Below are 17,826 nucleotides of genomic sequence, written 5' to 3'. Positions count from 1 at the left end.
CGCGCCATGGCGCGTCTCTACATTACCGAGCAGTCTCCTTATATCTGGTGTTGGTGTAGTACAATGTTTAGCTTCTGTATGACGTGTCTATACTGAAAAATTAAGAGGGGTGCATCTAAACATTATCGTTTGCCGTCGTCCAGAAGGATTACAACCCAAATTAAAATGAATAGTTTTCAAACGCCTAGTGAATCCATGGATCAACCAGCCAACCGGGAATTCACTCAGAATTTATTTTTGAGAATATCGGATGATTTATTCGGAATATGGCACAAAGAGGGATATTGGCAGCCGCTGAATCCGGCTTGGGAAAAGGTTTTGGGCTGGACAGAGGAGGAGTTGCGATCGCATACTTCCTGGGAACTGATTCATCCCGATGATCGCGATCGCACCATCGCCCATTTTACCTCAACCGAGGCGGTTGAGTGTGAACATCGCCTTCGCCACCAAGACGGGAGTTATCGCTGGCTGGCGTGGAAACTGATTCCGGTGGAAGATGGTAGGTTGTATGGTGTTGGCAAAAACATCACCGAAACCAAGCACACAGAAGCCAAGCTCAAAGAACGCATCGAGTTTGAGCAGTTAATCACTAGCCTATCCCATCAATTCATCCAGTTGTCCTCGGATGGTATTGAGGATGCCATTAAGCACACCCTGGAAAAAATCGGTAAATTTTGCGAGTGCGATCGCACTTATATGGCATTATTCTCAGAAGACACTGCTACCGCCAGTATGATTCAGGAATGGGATGCACCGGGTGTGAGTTCCATCCAACCCCAATGGCAAGATTTTCCCACCGCCTCTTACCCGTGGGGAATGGCAAAACTGAGAAACTTAGAAACGATTCAAATTTCCCGCCGCAGCGATTTGCCCCCCGAAGCCAATTCCCTGAAACAAGCGCTGGAGTTAACCGGGGCTAAATCTATCGCCATTGTTCCCATCGCCCAAGGCAATCATCTAATCGGATATTTAGGGTGTTCCACTGTTAACGCAGAAAAAATTTGGTCAGACGATATCCTCTCCCTCTTACAAATTATTGGTGGTATCTTTGCTAACGCCTTGAGTCGCCAGCAAGCCGAATCCCAACTGCGAGAAAGTGAACGGCGATTTCGGGCGGTTTTCAATCAAACGTTCCAATTGTCCAGCTTGTTAACGTTAGAGGGAAATGTTGTCGCTGATAACCAGACAGCTACAGACTTTTGCCAACTAGATAGTTCTCAAGTAATCGGATATCCCTTCTGGCAATTAAAATGTTGGACAATTTCTGCCGAAACTCAACAGCAGTTGCAAACGGCGATTGCTGAAGCGGCGACAGGGAAAACCATTCGCTATGAAGCCGATATATTAGCCCCCGATCAGTCCGTGATCACGATTGACTTTTCCCTCAAACCCCTGCGAAAGGAAAACGGCGAAATCGAACTCTTAATTGCCGAAGGTCGGGATATTAGCGATCGTAAACAAGCAGAAGCAAAACTGCAAACGGCGATGGTAGAGTTAGAACAGCGGGTTGAGGAACGGACTCACGAACTCCAGCATATAAATGAGCAACTGCAAGCGGAAATTCTTCAGCATCAGCAAACCGAAGCCGAGTTACGCAATAGCGAACAACAGTTTCGCCGGGTATTTGATGAAGCGCCCATTGGCATGACATTGGCAGACTTAAATGATCGCTACATTCGCGTGAATCGATCATTTTATACCATGCTGGGGTACAGTCAATCGGAAGTCATGGCACTCAGCTTTAAGGATATTACCCACCCCGACGAGTTGGCGCTGGAAATCCCTTATATGCAGCAGTTAATTAAGGGGGAGATTGACAGCTTTCAACTGGAAAAACGCTATATCAAAAAGAATAAAGATTTAGTTTGGGTCAATTTAACGCTCATTGCCTTACGGGATAAAAAGGGAGAATTCCTCTATACCTTAGCCATGGTTGAGGATATCACCGAACGCAAACAAGCCATGGAAGCCCTGCGTCAAAGTGAGGCACGGTATCGAGCCATTGTTGAAGATCAAACTGAATTGATTTGTCGGTTTAAAGCTGATGGCACATTCACCTTTGTCAATGATGCCTACTGTCGCTATTTCAACAAACAACGCTCCGAATTAATCGGATATCGATTTAAACCCCAGATTCCGGAAATTGACCAGGAATTTGTCAACCAGCAATTTAAAACCCTTTCCGTTGAACAACCTATCGTCACCTACGAACACCGAGTCATTTTGCCAGACAATGAGATTCGCTGGCAACAATGGACCGAACGAGTGATGTTCGATAATGAAGGAAATATTGTCGAGTTTCAGGGAGTTGGGCGGGATATTACACCGTTGAAAAAGGCAGAAGCGGAAATTATTAAAGCTTTGGAAAAGGAACGAGAACTAAGTGAACTACGCTCTAGTTTTGTCTCCTTGGTGTCTCATGAATTCCGCACCCCCTTAACGGCAATTCTGTCATCGTCAGAACTTTTAGACCGCTACAGCAAAAAGTTAACCGATGAGAAGAAAAAGGCACATCATCAGCGGATTCAAATCGCGGTTAGCCGGATGACGCAGCTATTAGATGATGTGCTGACAATTGGGAAAGCTGAGGCGGGGAAACTGACGTTTAAGCCAGCCTCAATGAATTTAATTGCCTTCTGTCAGGACATTGTAGACACGCTGCAAATGAGTATCAGTCAACAGCATTCGATTAACTTTGTCTGTCATGGTGACTGTGGTGATGCTCAAATGGATGAGAAACTGTTACAGCATATCTTGAACAACTTAATTTCTAATGCGATTAAGTATTCTTCCCAGGGGAGTGAGGTGAAGGTTGAGTTAACTTGCGAAGGAGAATCGGCGATTTTCCATATTCAAGATCAAGGGATTGGTATTCCGCCAGAGGATATCAAAAAACTCTTCTCGTCGTTTCAACGCGCCGGCAATGTTGGCACAATTCAGGGAACGGGATTAGGATTAGCCATTGTCAAGAAATGCGTGGATTTGCATGGTGGACTGATTACAGTTGAAAGTGAAGTTGGTAAAGGGACAACGTTTACGATTATATTACCTTTGCAATCGATGGCAGAGTAAATACCCTTTTTCACTCAGCAAATTGTCGTCCAATCGTCGTCCAATTGTAGGGTGCGTTAGCGAAGCGTAACGCACCATTTCTCATGTAAGGCTAAAGCCCCGACTAATTTAGGGCTAAAGCCCTTACTACAAACGTCCTGTAACGTGGGCTACAAAATTATTCCTGATATAATGTATCTCCTCTGACAATCGCATTCAATGGCAATCCTGCGCTATACTGCTCAAGATTTAGCTAGGTAGCACCCAGGAAAATCATGGATCAAATGTCTCTCACTGTCACTCAAGTCATTCAAGCCATCCTTGCGCCAGCCGTGATGATTTCTTCCAGTGGATTATTTTTTTTGGGATTAAATGCGAGACAGTCTTCCTTATTAAATCGCATCCGCTTATTGAACAATGAGAGAAGAATCCTTTCGCGAGAGTTAACGCATCAAGGACAGTTCGATGCAGGAGAAGATATTCGCTTTTTAAGTTTAGAGCATCAACTGAATAATCTGTTGCGCCGCGCCTGGTATGTGCGGAATGCAACCCTTTGCGACACATTAGCGGTGGTTTTTTTTGTGCTGACCTCATTTGCTATTGCTCTGCATTTTTTTATGGGAATCACTCTCCTGGAACGAGTCCCCATTTTTCTATTTATCACCGGAATGTTTCTGGTATTAGTAGGAGTAATTTGTTTAGCGATTGACGAATTAATCGCCTATTCAGTAATTTTACTAGAGGTTCAAGACAAACAATCGATTATGGTTGACTTTTTTGCCCGGTCAAATGAACGGAATTCAGGAGAGCAGAGTAAAATGTAAAAAGTATACCCTTCAACAAAGTGAAGCGTAAAAAAGGTGTTTTTTCTTCTGCCTTTTCGAGTGAAAGCCTTTGTGACAAAATAGGCTATTGTTGATAACAACTGGATATCCGTCGCATCGATTCCGAGGAGTTGCTTTGCTATCTAATTTACCGCTACAACCCAATCCCTATCTTCTGTTGACGCTTCACTGCATCATTGGTATTATCGCGGCGCTCCTGGCTCGACGCAAAGGGTTTGATTTCCGCCGTTGGTTGATTATCGGGTTAATTGGCGGTACACCTGCGTTGATAGTGGCGCTAGTGGTTAAGCCAAAACTGTAGGGATTCCAGCCTTGGTTCGTAGTAGGCACTTTAGTGCCAGAAGCGCTTGAGAACTTACTACTGTTCGTAGTAGGCACTTTAGTGCCAGAAGCGCTTGAGAACTTACTACTGTTCGTAGTAGGCACTTTAGTGCCAGAAGCGCTAAAGCGCTTACTACAAACTCTGTGCGATCGCGATCGCCCTAGCCAAAGCCAACGCCAAAGCCAACGCCAAAGCCATAATCAGGACTATCACTGAAGCTATCCATAATGCAAACAAACTTAAAGAACTTAAAATTTTTAAAGATGAAAATCTCACTGTTTTGATTGCCAGACTAGAAGCTCTAAAAACTAAAGTTCCAAACGATTATCAACCCATAGAAGAACATCAAGCATTTGCTGATCAACTATTACAGACTTGTCTTAAAGGTTTTAATTTAACCCAAAAATTGATAACTTTATCTGCAACAGAAGCAACAGCAATGTCCAATTATTGCTATGTCAATACCTTGATGGTTCAGTGCAAGAAATCAGCCGTGCGGGTATCGCCCAAAACCTGGGCAGCGATTGAAGAACGGATGTTGCGGGTTCCCAACAACGGATAATCCAAGTTCCGATTGTGTCCTAATTCACGAGGCGCAGGTTTCCCATTCTTCTTGTTCCACCCATCAGCGTAGGCGGATTTTGTTGATCCTTAATAAATTTGTCATGCTGAGTTTTGTCCTGAGCGAAGCGAAGGAACAAAAGCGAAGCATCTCTCCATATTCTGTGCGCGATCGCCCCCGCTTATTAATCAACATTCGCCATTTCCTCTGCCAACTTCTCAGCCGTGTATTGCATAAAATCGACTTGATACCGAAACAAGGCATTAATTAATTCAGCGCGGGTGATTCCGGCAATTTCAGCGACTTTACTTTGAGAGATTTGACCCAGTTCATACCATTTTACAGCAGCAGCTATTCGCATCTATTGGACAAATTCAGGACTTACGCCGCGATACCCCATAGAATTATAAAAGAAGCCGATAAACAACAATCTGACCACAAACCCCCTAAAAACCTCTGCGCCCCTCTGCGTTGACCTCTGCGTCCCTCTGCGTTAAAAAGATCAGGACTTACGCAGCTACGCCAACTATAGGCAATGGTGCGTTACGCTTCGCTAACACACCCTACATATAAAGCCTTTGCGTAAGTCCTAAAGATGTACTGTATGGGATCTGATTCAGCATGATATACCTGAACTCGTTGAACTGATTGCTCCCCTGTTACCCAAGCCAAGATCATAGGTGAGTGCGATCGCGTTTGGAAAGGGGCTAAAGCCCCAACTACAAACAAAACTTATAATAAGAATTTGTACCCTATCTCAAAACCCTACGACTTAACATGACCACCTCTCCCCGTCGCTACCATATCACCACCTTCGGCTGCCAGATGAACAAAGCCGACTCCGAACGCATGGCTGGTATCTTAGAGGATATGGGATTTGAGTGGTCAGAAGATCCCAATGACGCCAGCCTGATCCTCTACAACACCTGCACGATTCGCGATAATGCCGAGCAAAAAGTCTATTCCTACCTGGGTAGACAGGCAAAGCGTAAACAAGAACAACCTGACCTTACCTTAATTGTCGCCGGATGTGTCGCTCAACAGGAAGGAGAAGCGCTGCTGCGGCGTGTTCCAGAATTGGATTTAGTCATGGGACCCCAACACGCTAATCGCCTGAAAGACTTACTCGAACAAGTCTCCGATGGGAACCAAATTGTCGCCACTGAACCCATCCATATTGTCGAAGACATTACCAAACCCCGCCGCGATAGCACCGTTACCGCTTGGGTGAATGTGATTTACGGCTGTAACGAACGCTGCACCTACTGCGTTGTCCCCAATGTGCGCGGCGTGGAACAATCCCGCACCCCAGAGGTGATTCGGGCAGAAATGGCGGAATTAGGACAGCAAGGGTATAAAGAAATCACCCTACTGGGACAAAATATTGATGCTTATGGGCGAGATTTACCCGGCGTGACTGAATCTGGGCGGCATCAGCACACCTTGACAGATTTACTCTATTATGTTCACGATGTCCCCGGCATTGAACGGATTCGGTTTGCCACGAGTCACCCCCGTTATTTCACCGAACGACTCATTCGCGCTTGCAAGGAATTGCCCAAAGTTTGCGAACATTTCCATATTCCCTTCCAATCCGGAGATAACGACATCCTCAAAGCCATGGCGCGGGGATACACCCAGGAAAAATATCGCCGCATTATTGATACGATTCGCGATTATATGCCCGATGCGTCGATTAGTGCGGATGCGATTGTCGGCTTTCCCGGAGAAACTGAGGCACAGTTTGAGAATACGTTAAAACTGGTGGAGGATATTGAATTTGACCAATTAAACACCGCTGCTTACTCGCCTCGCCCCGGTACACCCGCCGCCTTATGGGAGAATCAGTTAAGTGAAGAGGTAAAGAGCGATCGCCTACAACGACTCAACCATTTAGTCAGTATAAAAGCCGCCGCGCGATCGCAACGGTATTTCGGGCGGATTGAAGAGGTTCTCGTCGAAGACCAAAATCCCAAGGATTCCAGCCAAGTGATGGGACGCACCCGGGGGAATCGGTTGACGTTCTTTAGCGGCGATATTAATCAATTAAAAGGACAGTTAGCTAAGGTAAAAATTACCGAAGTTCGCGCCTTTAGTCTCACGGGTGAAGCGTTAACCTTAGCCCCTTGTTAAGATGTGATGTCGGGTGGGCAATGCCTATCCGACTCCTGAGTGAGGCAGATCTAGCAACTAATGATTGGGAGTGCGATCGCTGATCCTATTGTAGGGGTACGACAGGTCATGTCCCTAGGACGTATCCGCCATTCCCCATCTTCCCCATCTTCCCTCTGGAAAAAGTGCAGTTACTCTTGAGATGGGATATAGATATATAAGAGAAGAAGAAACATCTGATAGATGATCGACCCAAAGCAGTAGCGTAGTATGGGACTAACTGGGACTGTATTCCCGGTATAGCCTTGCTAGTGATGACTTTGGGGATGCACCAACCGCCTAACCTAGCCATCATGCACCGCACACGCCAACACCCACGACCATCACTTTCACTCAAAACCATGTCCTTGAGCGACGTGAAGGATCACTCAAGGCGGGTTTTGCACAAAGGTTACCATCAATAGCGACAAGAAAGTTCCATTACCCGCCCCTACACACTCACGCACCCGGTTCTCTTGAAGGAAGGAAAAAGTTCAAACTCTCTGATTACGGATCAATGACTTGATACCCTGCATAAACGACTTAGATTAGACTATTCAGCTAGGCTGCTATTTTGAGGACTCCCATGACCACCCTCGTCATCGTCGAATCTCCCACCAAAGCCCGCACCATTCGCAACTACTTGCCTTCGGGCTATCAAGTAGAAGCGTCAATGGGTCATATTCGTGACCTCCCTCAATCGGCTAGTGAGATCCCCGAAGCCGTCAAGGGAGAAAAATGGGCGCAGTTGGGGGTCAATGTAGAGGCGGATTTTGAACCCATCTACGTTGTCCCCAAGGATAAAAAGAAAGTTGTCAAACAACTCAAAGACGCCTTGAAAAACGCCGAAGAGTTGGTACTCGCCACAGACGAAGACCGGGAAGGGGAAAGCATTAGTTGGCATTTATTGCAAGTCCTCAAACCCAAAGTACCCTGCAAACGCATGGTTTTTCACGAAATTACCCAAGAAGCCATTCGTGACGCCCTGCAAAATTGTCGGGATATTGATGACCAACTGGTACACGCCCAAGAAACCCGCCGAATTTTAGACCGATTGGTAGGCTATACCCTCTCTCCCCTACTGTGGAAAAAAATCGCCTGGGGATTATCAGCCGGTCGGGTTCAGTCCGTTTCCGTGCGGCTGCTGGTGCATCGAGAACGCCAACGGCGTGCGTTCCGTCAAGGGAGTTATTGGGATTTAAAAGCCCTTTTAGACCAAGACAATACGCCCTTTGAATCCAAACTCATCACCCTAGCCGGGACAAAAATAGCCACCGGAAGTGATTTCGACGCCAACACCGGGCAAATTATTGAAGGGCGGACTGTGCGGCTGCTGAATGAAGCCGAAGCGCGAGACTTACAGGCGCGGCTGACAGACAAAACCTGGACGGTGACTGACCTAGAGGAACGCCCCGTCACCCGCAAACCCGCCCCCCCGTTTACCACCTCCACCCTGCAACAGGAAGCCAACCGCAAATTAAGCCTATCGGCGCGAGATACGATGCGGACGGCTCAAAATTTGTATGAACAGGGGTATATTACCTATATGCGGACGGATTCGGTGCATTTATCCGCACAAGCGATCGCAGCAGCCCGAAGTTGCGTCGAACAAATGTATGGTCAGCAATACCTCAGCCCCAAACCGCGTCAGTACAGCACCAAAAGTAAAGCCGCCCAAGAAGCCCACGAAGCGATTCGTCCCGCCGGAAGCACATTCCGTACCCCCAGAGACACCGGATTATCGGGTCGTGAATTGCAACTGTATGAGTTAATTTGGAAGCGCACTGTCGCCAGCCAAATGGCAGACTCGCGCCAAACCCACATTACCGTAGATTTAGACGTCGAAGATGCCGGATTTCGGTCTACAGGTAAACGTATCGATTTTCCCGGTTATCTGCGGGCGTATGTAGAGGGTTCCGATGATCCCGACGCCGCCTTAGAAGACCAAGAAGTCGTCCTTCCCGCCTTAGCCGTTGGAGATCATCCCGAGTGCAAAGAGTTAGAAGCCATCGGTCATGAAACCCAACCCCCAGGGCGCTACACCGAAGCCTCCCTGGTCAAAACCCTAGAAAGTGAAGGAATTGGGCGTCCCAGTACCTACGCCAGCATTATCGGTACGATTATCGATCGCGGCTATGCCCAAATGCAAAAAAAGACCCTGATCCCCACCTTCACCGCCTTCGCCGTCACCAGTTTATTAGAGAAACACTTCCCAGACTTGGTAGACACCAGCTTTACCGCCAAAATGGAACAAACCCTGGACGAAATCTCCACCGGAGAAGCCGAATGGCTACCCTATTTGGAGAAGTTTTATCGGGGTGACAAGGGCTTAGAAACCCAAGTTCGCGAACGGGAAGACCAAATTGATCCCAATGAAGCCCGGAGTATCGAACTGGAAAATCTGGATGTCAAAGTTCGCATTGGTAAATTTGGTCCCTACATCGAAGCCGAAAATGGCGAGGGTTCCGTCACCGCCTCCATTCCCCAAGATTTGACTCCCTCGGAACTGGATGCAGCACAGGTGGAGGTGATTCTCAAGCAAAAAACCCAAGGACCCGAAAAACTGGGACTACACCCCGAAACAGGCGAACCGATTTATCTGTTAATCGGAAGTTATGGTCCTTATGTCCAATTGGGTGAAGTCTCGGAGGAGAATAAGAAACCGAAGCGGATGTCTTTACCCAAGGGGGTGAACATGGAAGATGTCACCCTCGACATGGCGCTGGGTTTATTATCCCTTCCGCGCACCTTAGGCGTTCATCCTGGAACTGGGGGCAAAGTTCAGGCGGGATTAGGACGCTTTGGTCCTTATGTCGTCCATAACCAAGGTAAAGAGGGAAAAGATTATCGTTCCTTGAAAAAAGGCGACGATGTATTGACAATTTCCATGGATCGTGCATTGGAAATCTTGTCTGAGCCGAAAAAATCCAAGGGGGGTAGTCGCAGCAAATCCAAGACTCCTTTGAAGGAATTAGGGGAACATCCAGAGGATAAAGAACCCGTCAATATCTACGAGGGTCCCTATGGAACATACATCAAGCATGGTAAAACCAATGCGGGACTCCCGGAGGATTTATCGGTGGAGGATATTACCTTAGAACAGGCTTTGGAACTCTTAGCGGCGAAAAAATCCAGCAGTCGTTCCAAAAAATCAAAATCCTCAAAATCCTCAAAAAGTCGCAAAAGTACCAAAAAATAGGTTGATGTAGAGACGCGCCATGGCGCGTCTCTACTAAAAATGATGTGAAAATACAGTGGCGAGAAAAGGGACTATCTAATTAATGTTGCAAGAATTACATCTCAAGCAAGTATTTCAAACGGCATGAAGCGGATTCTGGGACTGGCTTACTTGCTGGTTTGGACATGGTATGAACATAGCCAAGCCTCAAAACTGCGTCAAAAGAAAGCGTCAAATCAAATCATTTTTCTCATGGATGAGGTAGAGTCTCATCTCCATCCTCGTTGGCAACGGACAATTTTACCTGCCATTCTAGAGGTAATTAAGGGATTTCGAGAAAATTTAAACGTCCAGCTCCTAATTACTACTCACTCTCCCCTTGTCTTAGCATCTGTTGAACCCATTTTCCAAGAGGAACGCGATCGTTTATTTTTGTTCGAGTTACAAGGTGAAAAAGTAACCTTAGATGAAATCCCTTGGACAAAGCAAGGTGATAGTGTTGGATGGCTAACCTCGGAAATTTTTGGGCTTCAGCGTTTGAGATTCTTCTACCCTCCTTACAATTAGTTGTAACGGACAAAGTACCACCATCGGAACGAAAAAGGGCAGAATTCACACTACAACGCTTACACTAAAATCAATAAAAAAGGACAAATGACATGAATCTGATACTTTCTTTCCTTATTTGTTCACTCAATTGAATAAATTATGGAATGGCTATAGGGCTTGATCTACCGACTGACAATAGAATCGACGGATATACTTATATCAGGAAACGCTAGGGGATAAATTCTTCCTCCCGTTAGCGTCGATCGGGAAGCGTATTCTCCATCTTGGGGATCTCGAAATACAATAAGTTGTCTTCTTTTTAGGTTAATGACCCAGTATTCAGAAATACCAACTTGGGCATAAATTTTAAGTTTTATCTCTAAATCTTTCTCTAAACTGGACTCGGAATACTCAATTAGCCAAAAAATGTTGTCTGGATAAGGGTGATGGTCTAGGTATTCACGCCCCAATCGTTGCACAATGGCAATATCGGGTTCAGGTTCAGAGTTGTTTGGAAGTGTAATCGGCTTGGCTAAGCGAACCATGGCGCGATCGCTTAACCGCCGCATCAGATATTCCCCAGCTTCACTACTGAAGTAGGCGTGGGGTTCTCCTTCTGGTGACATCTCGACAATTTCTCCTTGGAGTAGTTCCACACGCCGATCCTCTAAAATCCCCGCCGCAATCATGCGGTGATACTCGTCTATTGTCCATTTGACTGTGGTGATTGCCATTGCGATCGCGTTTCTGTTGCTTTAAAGATGAAACACTGATGAGGTTTAGGTTTCCTTCAATCCAAATCCTTATGGGTAAAGGATTTCGCATCCTTGCCACTATAACTCGCAACCACCTGACCTTGACCTGTCATTTGATACTTATACGTCACCAATCCCTCCAATCCTACAGGACCACGGGGCGGTAATTTATTTGTACTAATTCCCACTTCCGCGCCAAACCCATAGCGGAACCCATCCGCAAACCGAGTCGAACAGTTGTGGAACACATTCGCGCCATCGACTTGATTGAGGAATATCTGGGCAATGTCGGAATCTTCGGTAACAATAACATCGGTATGCCCAGAACCATAATGATTGATATGGTTAATGGCGTCTTCCAGAGAATCAACAATTTTAATCGATAGAATTAAATCATTGTATTCGGTAGACCAATCCGCATCTGTCGCGGCTGAACAGTCAATCATTTGACAGGTGGCTTTATCGCCACGGAGTTCCACCAGCCGTTCTTTCAAGGCGTTTGCAGCCAAGGGAAGGAAACTCGGCGCGATCGCACGATGTACCAGTAGGGTTTCTATCGCATTACACACCGCCGGATACTGAGTTTTCGCATCAACGGTAATCTCCACCGCTTTTTGCAAGTCAGCCGCGCGATCAATATAACCATGACATATCCCATCCGCATGACCCAATACCGGAATCCGGGTATTATCTTGAACAAAGCGGACAAAGGCATTCGATCCTCTGGGAATAATTAAATCAATGTATTGATCCAATTGCAATAGCGCCATTGTCTCCTCTCTGGTGGTTAAGAGTTGCACCACCGCCGGATCAATCGAACTCATAGATAATCCTTTATGAATCGCCTTAACAATCGCTTCACAGGATCGTACTGCTTCTTTCCCCCCTTTGAGAATCACCCCATTCCCCGATTTCACCGCTAGGGAGGTAATTTGCATCACCGCATCGGGACGTGCTTCAAAGATAACGCCTAAGACTCCCAGAGGACAAGTGACGCGCTTGAGAACTAATCCTTTATCGAGTTCCCGATGAATTTGGATTGCGCCAATGGGATCAGTTAATTTCCCCACATCCCGCACCCCCGCGATCGCGGCGTTTAGTTTCGTCTCATCCAGCTTGAGGCGATTGTACAGGGGTTTAGGGATACTCTCCGCTTCTGCGGTTTGGCAATCGGCGATATTCGCCGCCAAGATATCCGGTGTGGCGATTTCTAAGGATTTCGCGATCGCTTCAATGGCTTGATTTTTGGTATCAGTGGACATAACCGCCAACTGTCGCGCCGCTTGGCGAGTGGCTTGTGCGATCGCGCTGAGGGATTGGGATGGTACTGGAGTCGCTGTCATGGCTGGAGATCGGAATACCAACTAAGTCATCTGAAGTCTAGCAAAATCCTGGACTGGGCGGAAATTATGATTGATGTTTTTCCCAGAAGTCACAAGTCCCGTATTAAGACAACGCTATAAGTTCTCAATTTTTGTTCGTAATTCCATCAAATCAGGATATTGAGTAATATCAAGTTGCTCAATTGCCCAAGCAAAAAAGTTTTTTAAAGAGATGTATTGAGATTCTTGCTGCTGCATCGCTTTTTGCAAATCTTTGCCATGGAACCAGATCATGTACTGCTTCTGTTGCCAAAATTCGTCTTGGCTAAACTTAGCATGATAGATACCTAAACTTGCTTCAAATCTGTCTTGGGTGACTTGATCAACAGCCTCTCTAAACGTCTGAATTAATTCTTTTGCTTTAGCTTGACAGCTTTGTAAATCTAAAGAAGTCGGAAGTTTACCACTACCTTTTGTCCAAGTTGTTTCAAGCTGCGATCGCGCCACACTCGGCTTCGCTACATCAGCCAATGCCCATCGTACCGCTTGATAATCTTGCAACGTTCTTGCTGACCTATCAATCCATGCTGTAATTGTCTCAATTCCCACTGAATCGCCATGTCCCCACTTTGATAAAGGATTTTCCGATTTCTCGGCAAATTTAGTCTGCCAATAATTATGAATTAAATCAGCATCTAAAAGATAATTTTCAATACAAGCACGATGAGTTAAAAAACAGCGTTGTCCCAGTTTTAGCAATTTAACCTCTGAGGTTGGCTGAACATCAAAATCTCTATCCCTAAAAATTATATATCGTTTATTTACAGCTTCATCAGGAAAAAAGTAACCTTGAGCAAAAACCGAAAATGTAAACTTCCCACCAGCCGACACAATTGTTAGTCGCTGTCCAGGTTGTTCTGCTAAAACGCGCTCTATAAGTTTGATATCTAAACTGGTTTGTTTTCCCTCACAGAAAATAACCTTATCAACGACACTCACAATTACACTCCTAATCGAATAATATGTGCTTCAGGTACTAATTGCTCGACATAATCAGAGTGAGTTGTGATAATGAATTGATTGTTTTTACCCAATTTAGGTAAAGTTCTCAGCAATGCTTGTTGCATTGGCGGATGTAAATGTAATTCCAGTTCATCAATCAAAATGACTGAATTATGAATATTCCAATTTGCAAAGTCCATTAATATGGGAAAAATAGCCCGCTCTCCCCCAGACATTTCTGAAATTTCATACTGGTTTTTGCTATCGTGGAGATAAAACCAAGGTTCACTCAGGATGTCATCAATATTCTCACGAGGAACCGGACCTTCAAAACTACGTTCGGGAAAAACCTTCTGGTAAGCTCGTTCAATTTCAGCATACACATCTTTTTGTCCTGGACGTAGTTGCTTAATTCTACCTGTTTCAACGTCTTGGTGGAATTGCCGCCATTTTGATAGGCGATCGCGTAAAATGTTTTCAGTTATTTCAAGTTTTTGATCGGGATCTTCACTGGTTAAACTTGTTGAGGTTCTTTGTTCGGTATACCAGAAGACTGTACCCACTCGCTCAAACACATAGAAGCCTTCAGATCGGAGTACTTGTTTAGCATAGTCTCGTCCTTTAAATTGGAACAATTGAGCCGCCGTATCTGCTTGGACTCGCTCACCTTGCCATCTCAAAGTTGCTAGGTAATCCTCTGCTGGAGGAACGGGTAAATGACGACCCATTTCTTGTAATTTTTGATGGAACTCCTGAACAGCATGGAGTTCTTGAGCTGAAAATTGTACCTTTAGAGTTACCTCTGGCTCAAATCGACCCCAGTTATTTCCTAGCAATTCATGATTAAATCCTACCCAATCTAAATCAGTAAGTTTTTCTAATCGCCCAGTTGCTACTCCCAGCGTCGCCGCAATTGCCTGTAAAAGACTGGTTTTTCCCGTACCATTCATGCCAATTAGGACAATAATATCTCGTGCCAAACCCGTTTCAGAATCCGTAAAATCAAAGGTAGAATCCCTAAATTTCTTGAAATACTTCAATTCGATAGATTGGACTTTCATGGCAAACTATTTAACTTTTTACGTGTTTACTCACCTGAATCAGTCTCAGTATATAGTTGGACAATTATATCATTCAGTAGCATAACCTAAAAACACTTGTATTTATTTACTATTCCAGTTTCATGTTTTTTGTCCCTTTGTCCACTCAATTAAATAAATGTTTGAACAGCCAAGCGCTCCAAAACATGATATGAAAAGCCACAATTGCCCAAAATACGACTTGGTAAGAATTTTTGCTGCTTTTGTGGCGTAGGGTGCGTTGAGCAATGAATGCGCCTAACCATCCACCTGCTAGTTCGCACAAATGTAATGTTTTCTCAGGTATCCTCGATTCTCCGGTTCTAGCACGGGACTTATCGTGAGCATAAAGGACAAAGGTTAACCCACTCATGATCAAATACAGCAGGAGAGGAATTAAATTTGATGTTATTGATGCCAAGTGAACCGAACCGCTGATCGGAAATAGAGATAAAAACAAAACTTCCCAGACTAATGAAGACGATTGTGTTCTCTTTTTCGATCGATTTCTTTTAACAGAGGTTTTGGCTAACTGTTTAGAACTATGCTGAGATGCCGTTCCTTCGATGACAGCATGACTAGCACGAAGTTTTCCTTTCTTGCCAATAGTTAATTGATAACGGATAATGTCACCGACTTGGGGACGGCGATTAGGATTCTTTAATCCAGTGATATGCAGAAAAACGTTTTGATCGCCATGATCGGGTTTGATAAAGCCAAACCCTTCTTCGTCTTTCCAAACTGTTAATTGACCTTTATGCGTTTTGGGTTTCATCCATAAAACTCAATGCTAACTATAGAGGCGAATCCAGCGCCTACTACGAACGAACCGCGATCGCGTTTATGAAAGCTGGCTTTATTATAGACGGCGCTAACTATAGAGGCGCTGAAGCGCCTACTACGAACGGCGCACTCACCCTATATTCAAAAAGTGAATATATAATTAAATCATGAATATAAAAGGAATGACCCGATGGCTACTCGCAACAAAGACGACACGCTGAATCTGACGTTAATTGAAGAGTCGATCCTGAATGCGCTGATGTATCGAGAACGCTATGGATTGGAGATTATGAGTGCGATCGCGCAAGCTAGCAACGGTGAACGCACTATTGGCTTCAGTTCCCTTTACCCCACCTTGCGAAAACTGGAAAAGCGAGGATTCGTTACCTCTCGCTGGGGTGATGAAGCGCCGGAGGAAACCACAGGCGCACGCCGACGTTATTACAAAATCACAGGTTCTGGCTTGCAAGCCTTGGAGAAAAAGCAACAATTCCTCACCGCCTTACAGCATTTGCAACCTGCACTGGGAGAACTCTAATATGATGCACCGAAACCGTCACCGCCGCCGCACCGTTTCGCAGATAATACGTTTGATCCGGCGTGGTGGGCGAGCGATCGCTAAAGCGTTGATTTATCTGGCTGTTGAATTTACCGTTTACATTGCTATCGGTGGAGGAGCGATCGCACTTTTCTGGCTAGGATTACCCAGCTATGTCGCATTAGGATTAAGTATCGGGTTAGTGATCCTCAGCTTCACCGTGAGTTTTCTGGCTTACCGACAACATCGCCGGATCACTAGGCGATCGGTCAAAACCGATGCTTCTGCGACTATTAAAGGGGATGTTCAATTGGCTGACTGGATCGCTCAAACCCTTGCCACAAAAGCACCTCAAGAGTGGGAGGAATACCAAGATTGGCTACATGATATTTTACTGGATCGTCGCCAACGTCTAGATCAGGGTGATCCTTATTGGCGGGTAACGGCTTTAACCTACTGGCGATTAACTGGACTCTGCATTACCGTCAGTTTGATCAAGCTGAGACGACTTGCGATCGCGGCGAGACGAATGCGTTAAGAATTTTCCCTGATTGCGATCGTTATGAATGAATGATCCGAAACACCTGTTCCGTGTAGGGGCAACCCGCTTGCACTAATTCAAAACTCCATTCCACTCAATTGGATCGGGTCGCCCTCTACTCAATGAATGTCGAGATCGGTTCCTCCTGATTTGCCAAGGACAAGGGACGTAGCTTGCTTCTCGCGCTCTTCGAGTATGACAAAGGACAAAAAAAAGAGAGTCACCTAAGCAACTCTCTAGATTATCAGGGTGCATCTACTAAGCATAATTATAGCCATTGGGGGTGAGGGGTGTCACCCCCTATTTGCAAAAAAGATGTTGAGTTTTGTAAAGAAGCGGCAGCATAACCCGTGATCCGTGACCCCTGACCGATGACAATAAAAGCTGTAGTGTAGGGTAGGTAGCCCATGAGGAGACAGCCATGGAACTGAAGTCAGTTCCCGTAGAGCTTCCGGAAGGGTGTAATATCATTATCGGTCATAGCTACTTCATTAAGACAGTGGAGGACTTGCCGATTCAGAGGAATTCAAAATTGCCTCATCCGTTAAGAGGAATTTTGCCACTAAGCTTAACTCACCCAAGACATAGGATTATCCTCTCCCGTTGAGGACGGGGTAAACAGCATCAACTGGGACAGTTCTGGCTGGGATAAATCTGTGAGTTGTCGCCCAAAAATAAACTCGCTGTAATCAGCTAGATTATCGAGTCCTAGAAGATTGAGCAATATCTCAGCCGCTAACCATACCGTTGTTTTTGCCAGCAATGCTTTCCAGTTTACCGTCATGGATGTGTCCCCCTTGGAATAAAAAAGTGGCAGGTGGTGAACGCCAACGATTTATTGCATCACTAGGATAGGCGGAGACTTGGAGGAACAAACACCGTGATTTTATCCAAATTAAGGGGTTAGTTGAATCAGTATCCGTAGATCTACTGATCAAACAGGTTTCACTAGAGAAATTTAAAGACTATGAATCCACAAAACACAGATAACTCAACTGTATTTGATACCGCTTCTAAAAACCTAGACAAACCTACCCATAAGTAATTCTGTCTTGGTATAAGTCCACGGTGTAACTTTTGGTCGATAACCATTAACGCTTACGCTTGGCTGATACCCGGCATTGTTGCTCGATATCAGCCTTAACCAA

General features: G+C 45.4%; 17 protein-coding genes and 1 pseudogene. 11 read left to right on the top strand and 7 right to left on the bottom strand.

Going from position 1 to position 17,826, the window contains the following annotated elements; all coding sequences use genetic code 11:
- Positions 1-165: 165 nt before the first annotated feature.
- From RH949_RS23095 to RH949_RS23075, 5 genes are all read left to right on the top strand, one after another.
- A complete protein-coding gene (locus RH949_RS23095; RefSeq protein ID WP_446356437.1) occupies positions 166-3,072 on the top strand; it encodes a PAS domain S-box protein in 2,907 nt (968 codons plus the stop codon).
- 263 nt (positions 3,073-3,335) lie between these two features.
- Positions 3,336-3,875: a DUF2721 domain-containing protein gene (locus tag RH949_RS23090; protein WP_446356435.1), complete on the top strand. Its 540-nt coding sequence runs from the start codon at positions 3,336-3,338 to the stop codon at positions 3,873-3,875.
- Positions 3,876-4,011: 136 nt separating this feature from the next.
- Positions 4,012-4,197 (top strand): hypothetical protein, encoded by a 186-nt coding sequence (locus RH949_RS23085; protein ID WP_446356433.1) that lies wholly within the window; start codon positions 4,012-4,014, stop codon positions 4,195-4,197.
- 33 nt (positions 4,198-4,230) lie between these two features.
- Positions 4,231-4,434, top strand: coding sequence for a hypothetical protein (locus tag RH949_RS23080; RefSeq protein WP_446356431.1), 204 nt, complete (start codon positions 4,231-4,233; stop codon positions 4,432-4,434).
- A gap of 64 nt (positions 4,435-4,498) precedes the next feature.
- Complete coding sequence (locus RH949_RS23075; protein WP_446356429.1) at positions 4,499-4,780, top strand: NACHT C-terminal helical domain 2-containing protein; 282 nt, start codon at positions 4,499-4,501, stop codon at positions 4,778-4,780.
- Between the two features lie 184 nt (positions 4,781-4,964).
- Here RH949_RS23075 and RH949_RS23070 read toward each other — a convergent pair.
- Positions 4,965-5,141: pseudogene (locus RH949_RS23070) on the bottom strand (UPF0175 family protein); the annotation flags it as partial.
- Positions 5,142-5,557: 416 nt separating this feature from the next.
- Between RH949_RS23070 and miaB the strand changes: the two are divergent.
- The 3 genes from miaB (at position 5,558) to RH949_RS23055 (ending at position 10,676) form a co-directional block, all read left to right on the top strand.
- Positions 5,558-6,913, top strand: coding sequence for a tRNA (N6-isopentenyl adenosine(37)-C2)-methylthiotransferase MiaB (miaB, locus tag RH949_RS23065; RefSeq protein ID WP_446356427.1), 1,356 nt, complete (start codon positions 5,558-5,560; stop codon positions 6,911-6,913).
- 604 nt (positions 6,914-7,517) lie between these two features.
- Positions 7,518-10,130: a type I DNA topoisomerase gene (topA, locus tag RH949_RS23060; RefSeq protein WP_446356425.1), complete on the top strand. Its 2,613-nt coding sequence runs from the start codon at positions 7,518-7,520 to the stop codon at positions 10,128-10,130.
- Between the two features lie 78 nt (positions 10,131-10,208).
- The gene (locus RH949_RS23055; RefSeq protein WP_446356456.1) at positions 10,209-10,676 is read left to right on the top strand and encodes an AAA family ATPase; all 468 of its coding nucleotides are present in this window, start codon (positions 10,209-10,211) and stop codon (positions 10,674-10,676) included.
- A gap of 164 nt (positions 10,677-10,840) precedes the next feature.
- On the opposite strand, the gene RH949_RS23050 is transcribed toward RH949_RS23055, so the two are convergent.
- The 5 genes from RH949_RS23050 to RH949_RS23030 all read right to left on the bottom strand — a co-directional run bounded on the left by RH949_RS23050 (position 10,841) and on the right by RH949_RS23030 (position 15,591).
- Complete coding sequence (locus RH949_RS23050; RefSeq protein WP_446356423.1) at positions 10,841-11,392, bottom strand: Uma2 family endonuclease; 552 nt, start codon at positions 11,390-11,392, stop codon at positions 10,841-10,843.
- Between the two features lie 56 nt (positions 11,393-11,448).
- Entirely contained in the window at positions 11,449-12,756 is a 1,308-nt protein-coding gene (locus RH949_RS23045) for a glutamate-5-semialdehyde dehydrogenase (protein ID WP_446356421.1), read from the bottom strand.
- Between the two features lie 114 nt (positions 12,757-12,870).
- Positions 12,871-13,734 carry a DUF4435 domain-containing protein gene (locus RH949_RS23040; RefSeq protein WP_006099990.1) on the bottom strand — a complete coding sequence of 288 codons (864 nt, stop codon included), beginning with the start codon at positions 13,732-13,734 and terminating at the stop codon, positions 12,871-12,873.
- A 2-nt stretch (positions 13,735-13,736) separates the two neighbouring features.
- Entirely contained in the window at positions 13,737-14,798 is a 1,062-nt protein-coding gene (locus RH949_RS23035; protein ID WP_006100112.1) for an AAA family ATPase, read from the bottom strand.
- Between the two features lie 145 nt (positions 14,799-14,943).
- Positions 14,944-15,591 (bottom strand): DUF1294 domain-containing protein, encoded by a 648-nt coding sequence (locus RH949_RS23030; RefSeq protein WP_006100010.1) that lies wholly within the window; start codon positions 15,589-15,591, stop codon positions 14,944-14,946.
- 198 nt (positions 15,592-15,789) lie between these two features.
- Between RH949_RS23030 and RH949_RS23025 the strand changes: the two genes are divergently transcribed.
- The 3 genes from RH949_RS23025 to RH949_RS23015 all read left to right on the top strand — a co-directional run bounded on the left by RH949_RS23025 (position 15,790) and on the right by RH949_RS23015 (position 17,285).
- A complete protein-coding gene (locus RH949_RS23025; RefSeq protein ID WP_006100165.1) occupies positions 15,790-16,137 on the top strand; it encodes a PadR family transcriptional regulator in 348 nt (115 codons plus the stop codon).
- Position 16,138: 1 nt separating this feature from the next.
- Positions 16,139-16,675: a hypothetical protein gene (locus tag RH949_RS23020; RefSeq protein ID WP_446356417.1), complete on the top strand. Its 537-nt coding sequence runs from the start codon at positions 16,139-16,141 to the stop codon at positions 16,673-16,675.
- 424 nt (positions 16,676-17,099) lie between these two features.
- Positions 17,100-17,285, top strand: a complete 186-nt coding sequence (locus tag RH949_RS23015) for an adenosine-specific kinase (protein WP_446356415.1) — start codon at positions 17,100-17,102, stop codon at positions 17,283-17,285.
- Here the strand turns inward: RH949_RS23015 and RH949_RS23010 are convergent.
- Entirely contained in the window at positions 17,247-17,462 is a 216-nt protein-coding gene (locus RH949_RS23010) for a hypothetical protein (protein WP_006100134.1), read from the bottom strand. The two genes, RH949_RS23015 and RH949_RS23010, sit on opposite strands and share 39 nt — an antisense overlap.
- Positions 17,463-17,826: the final 364 nt, after the last annotated feature.

The sequence above is a fragment of the Coleofasciculus sp. A1-SPW-01 genome, from assembly GCF_040217205.1.
Lineage (GTDB): Bacteria > Cyanobacteriota > Cyanobacteriia > Cyanobacteriales > Coleofasciculaceae > Coleofasciculus > Coleofasciculus chthonoplastes_A.
The sequence above is the reverse complement of the archived record's forward strand: the minus strand, read 5'-3'. Positions and strand labels throughout refer to the sequence as shown.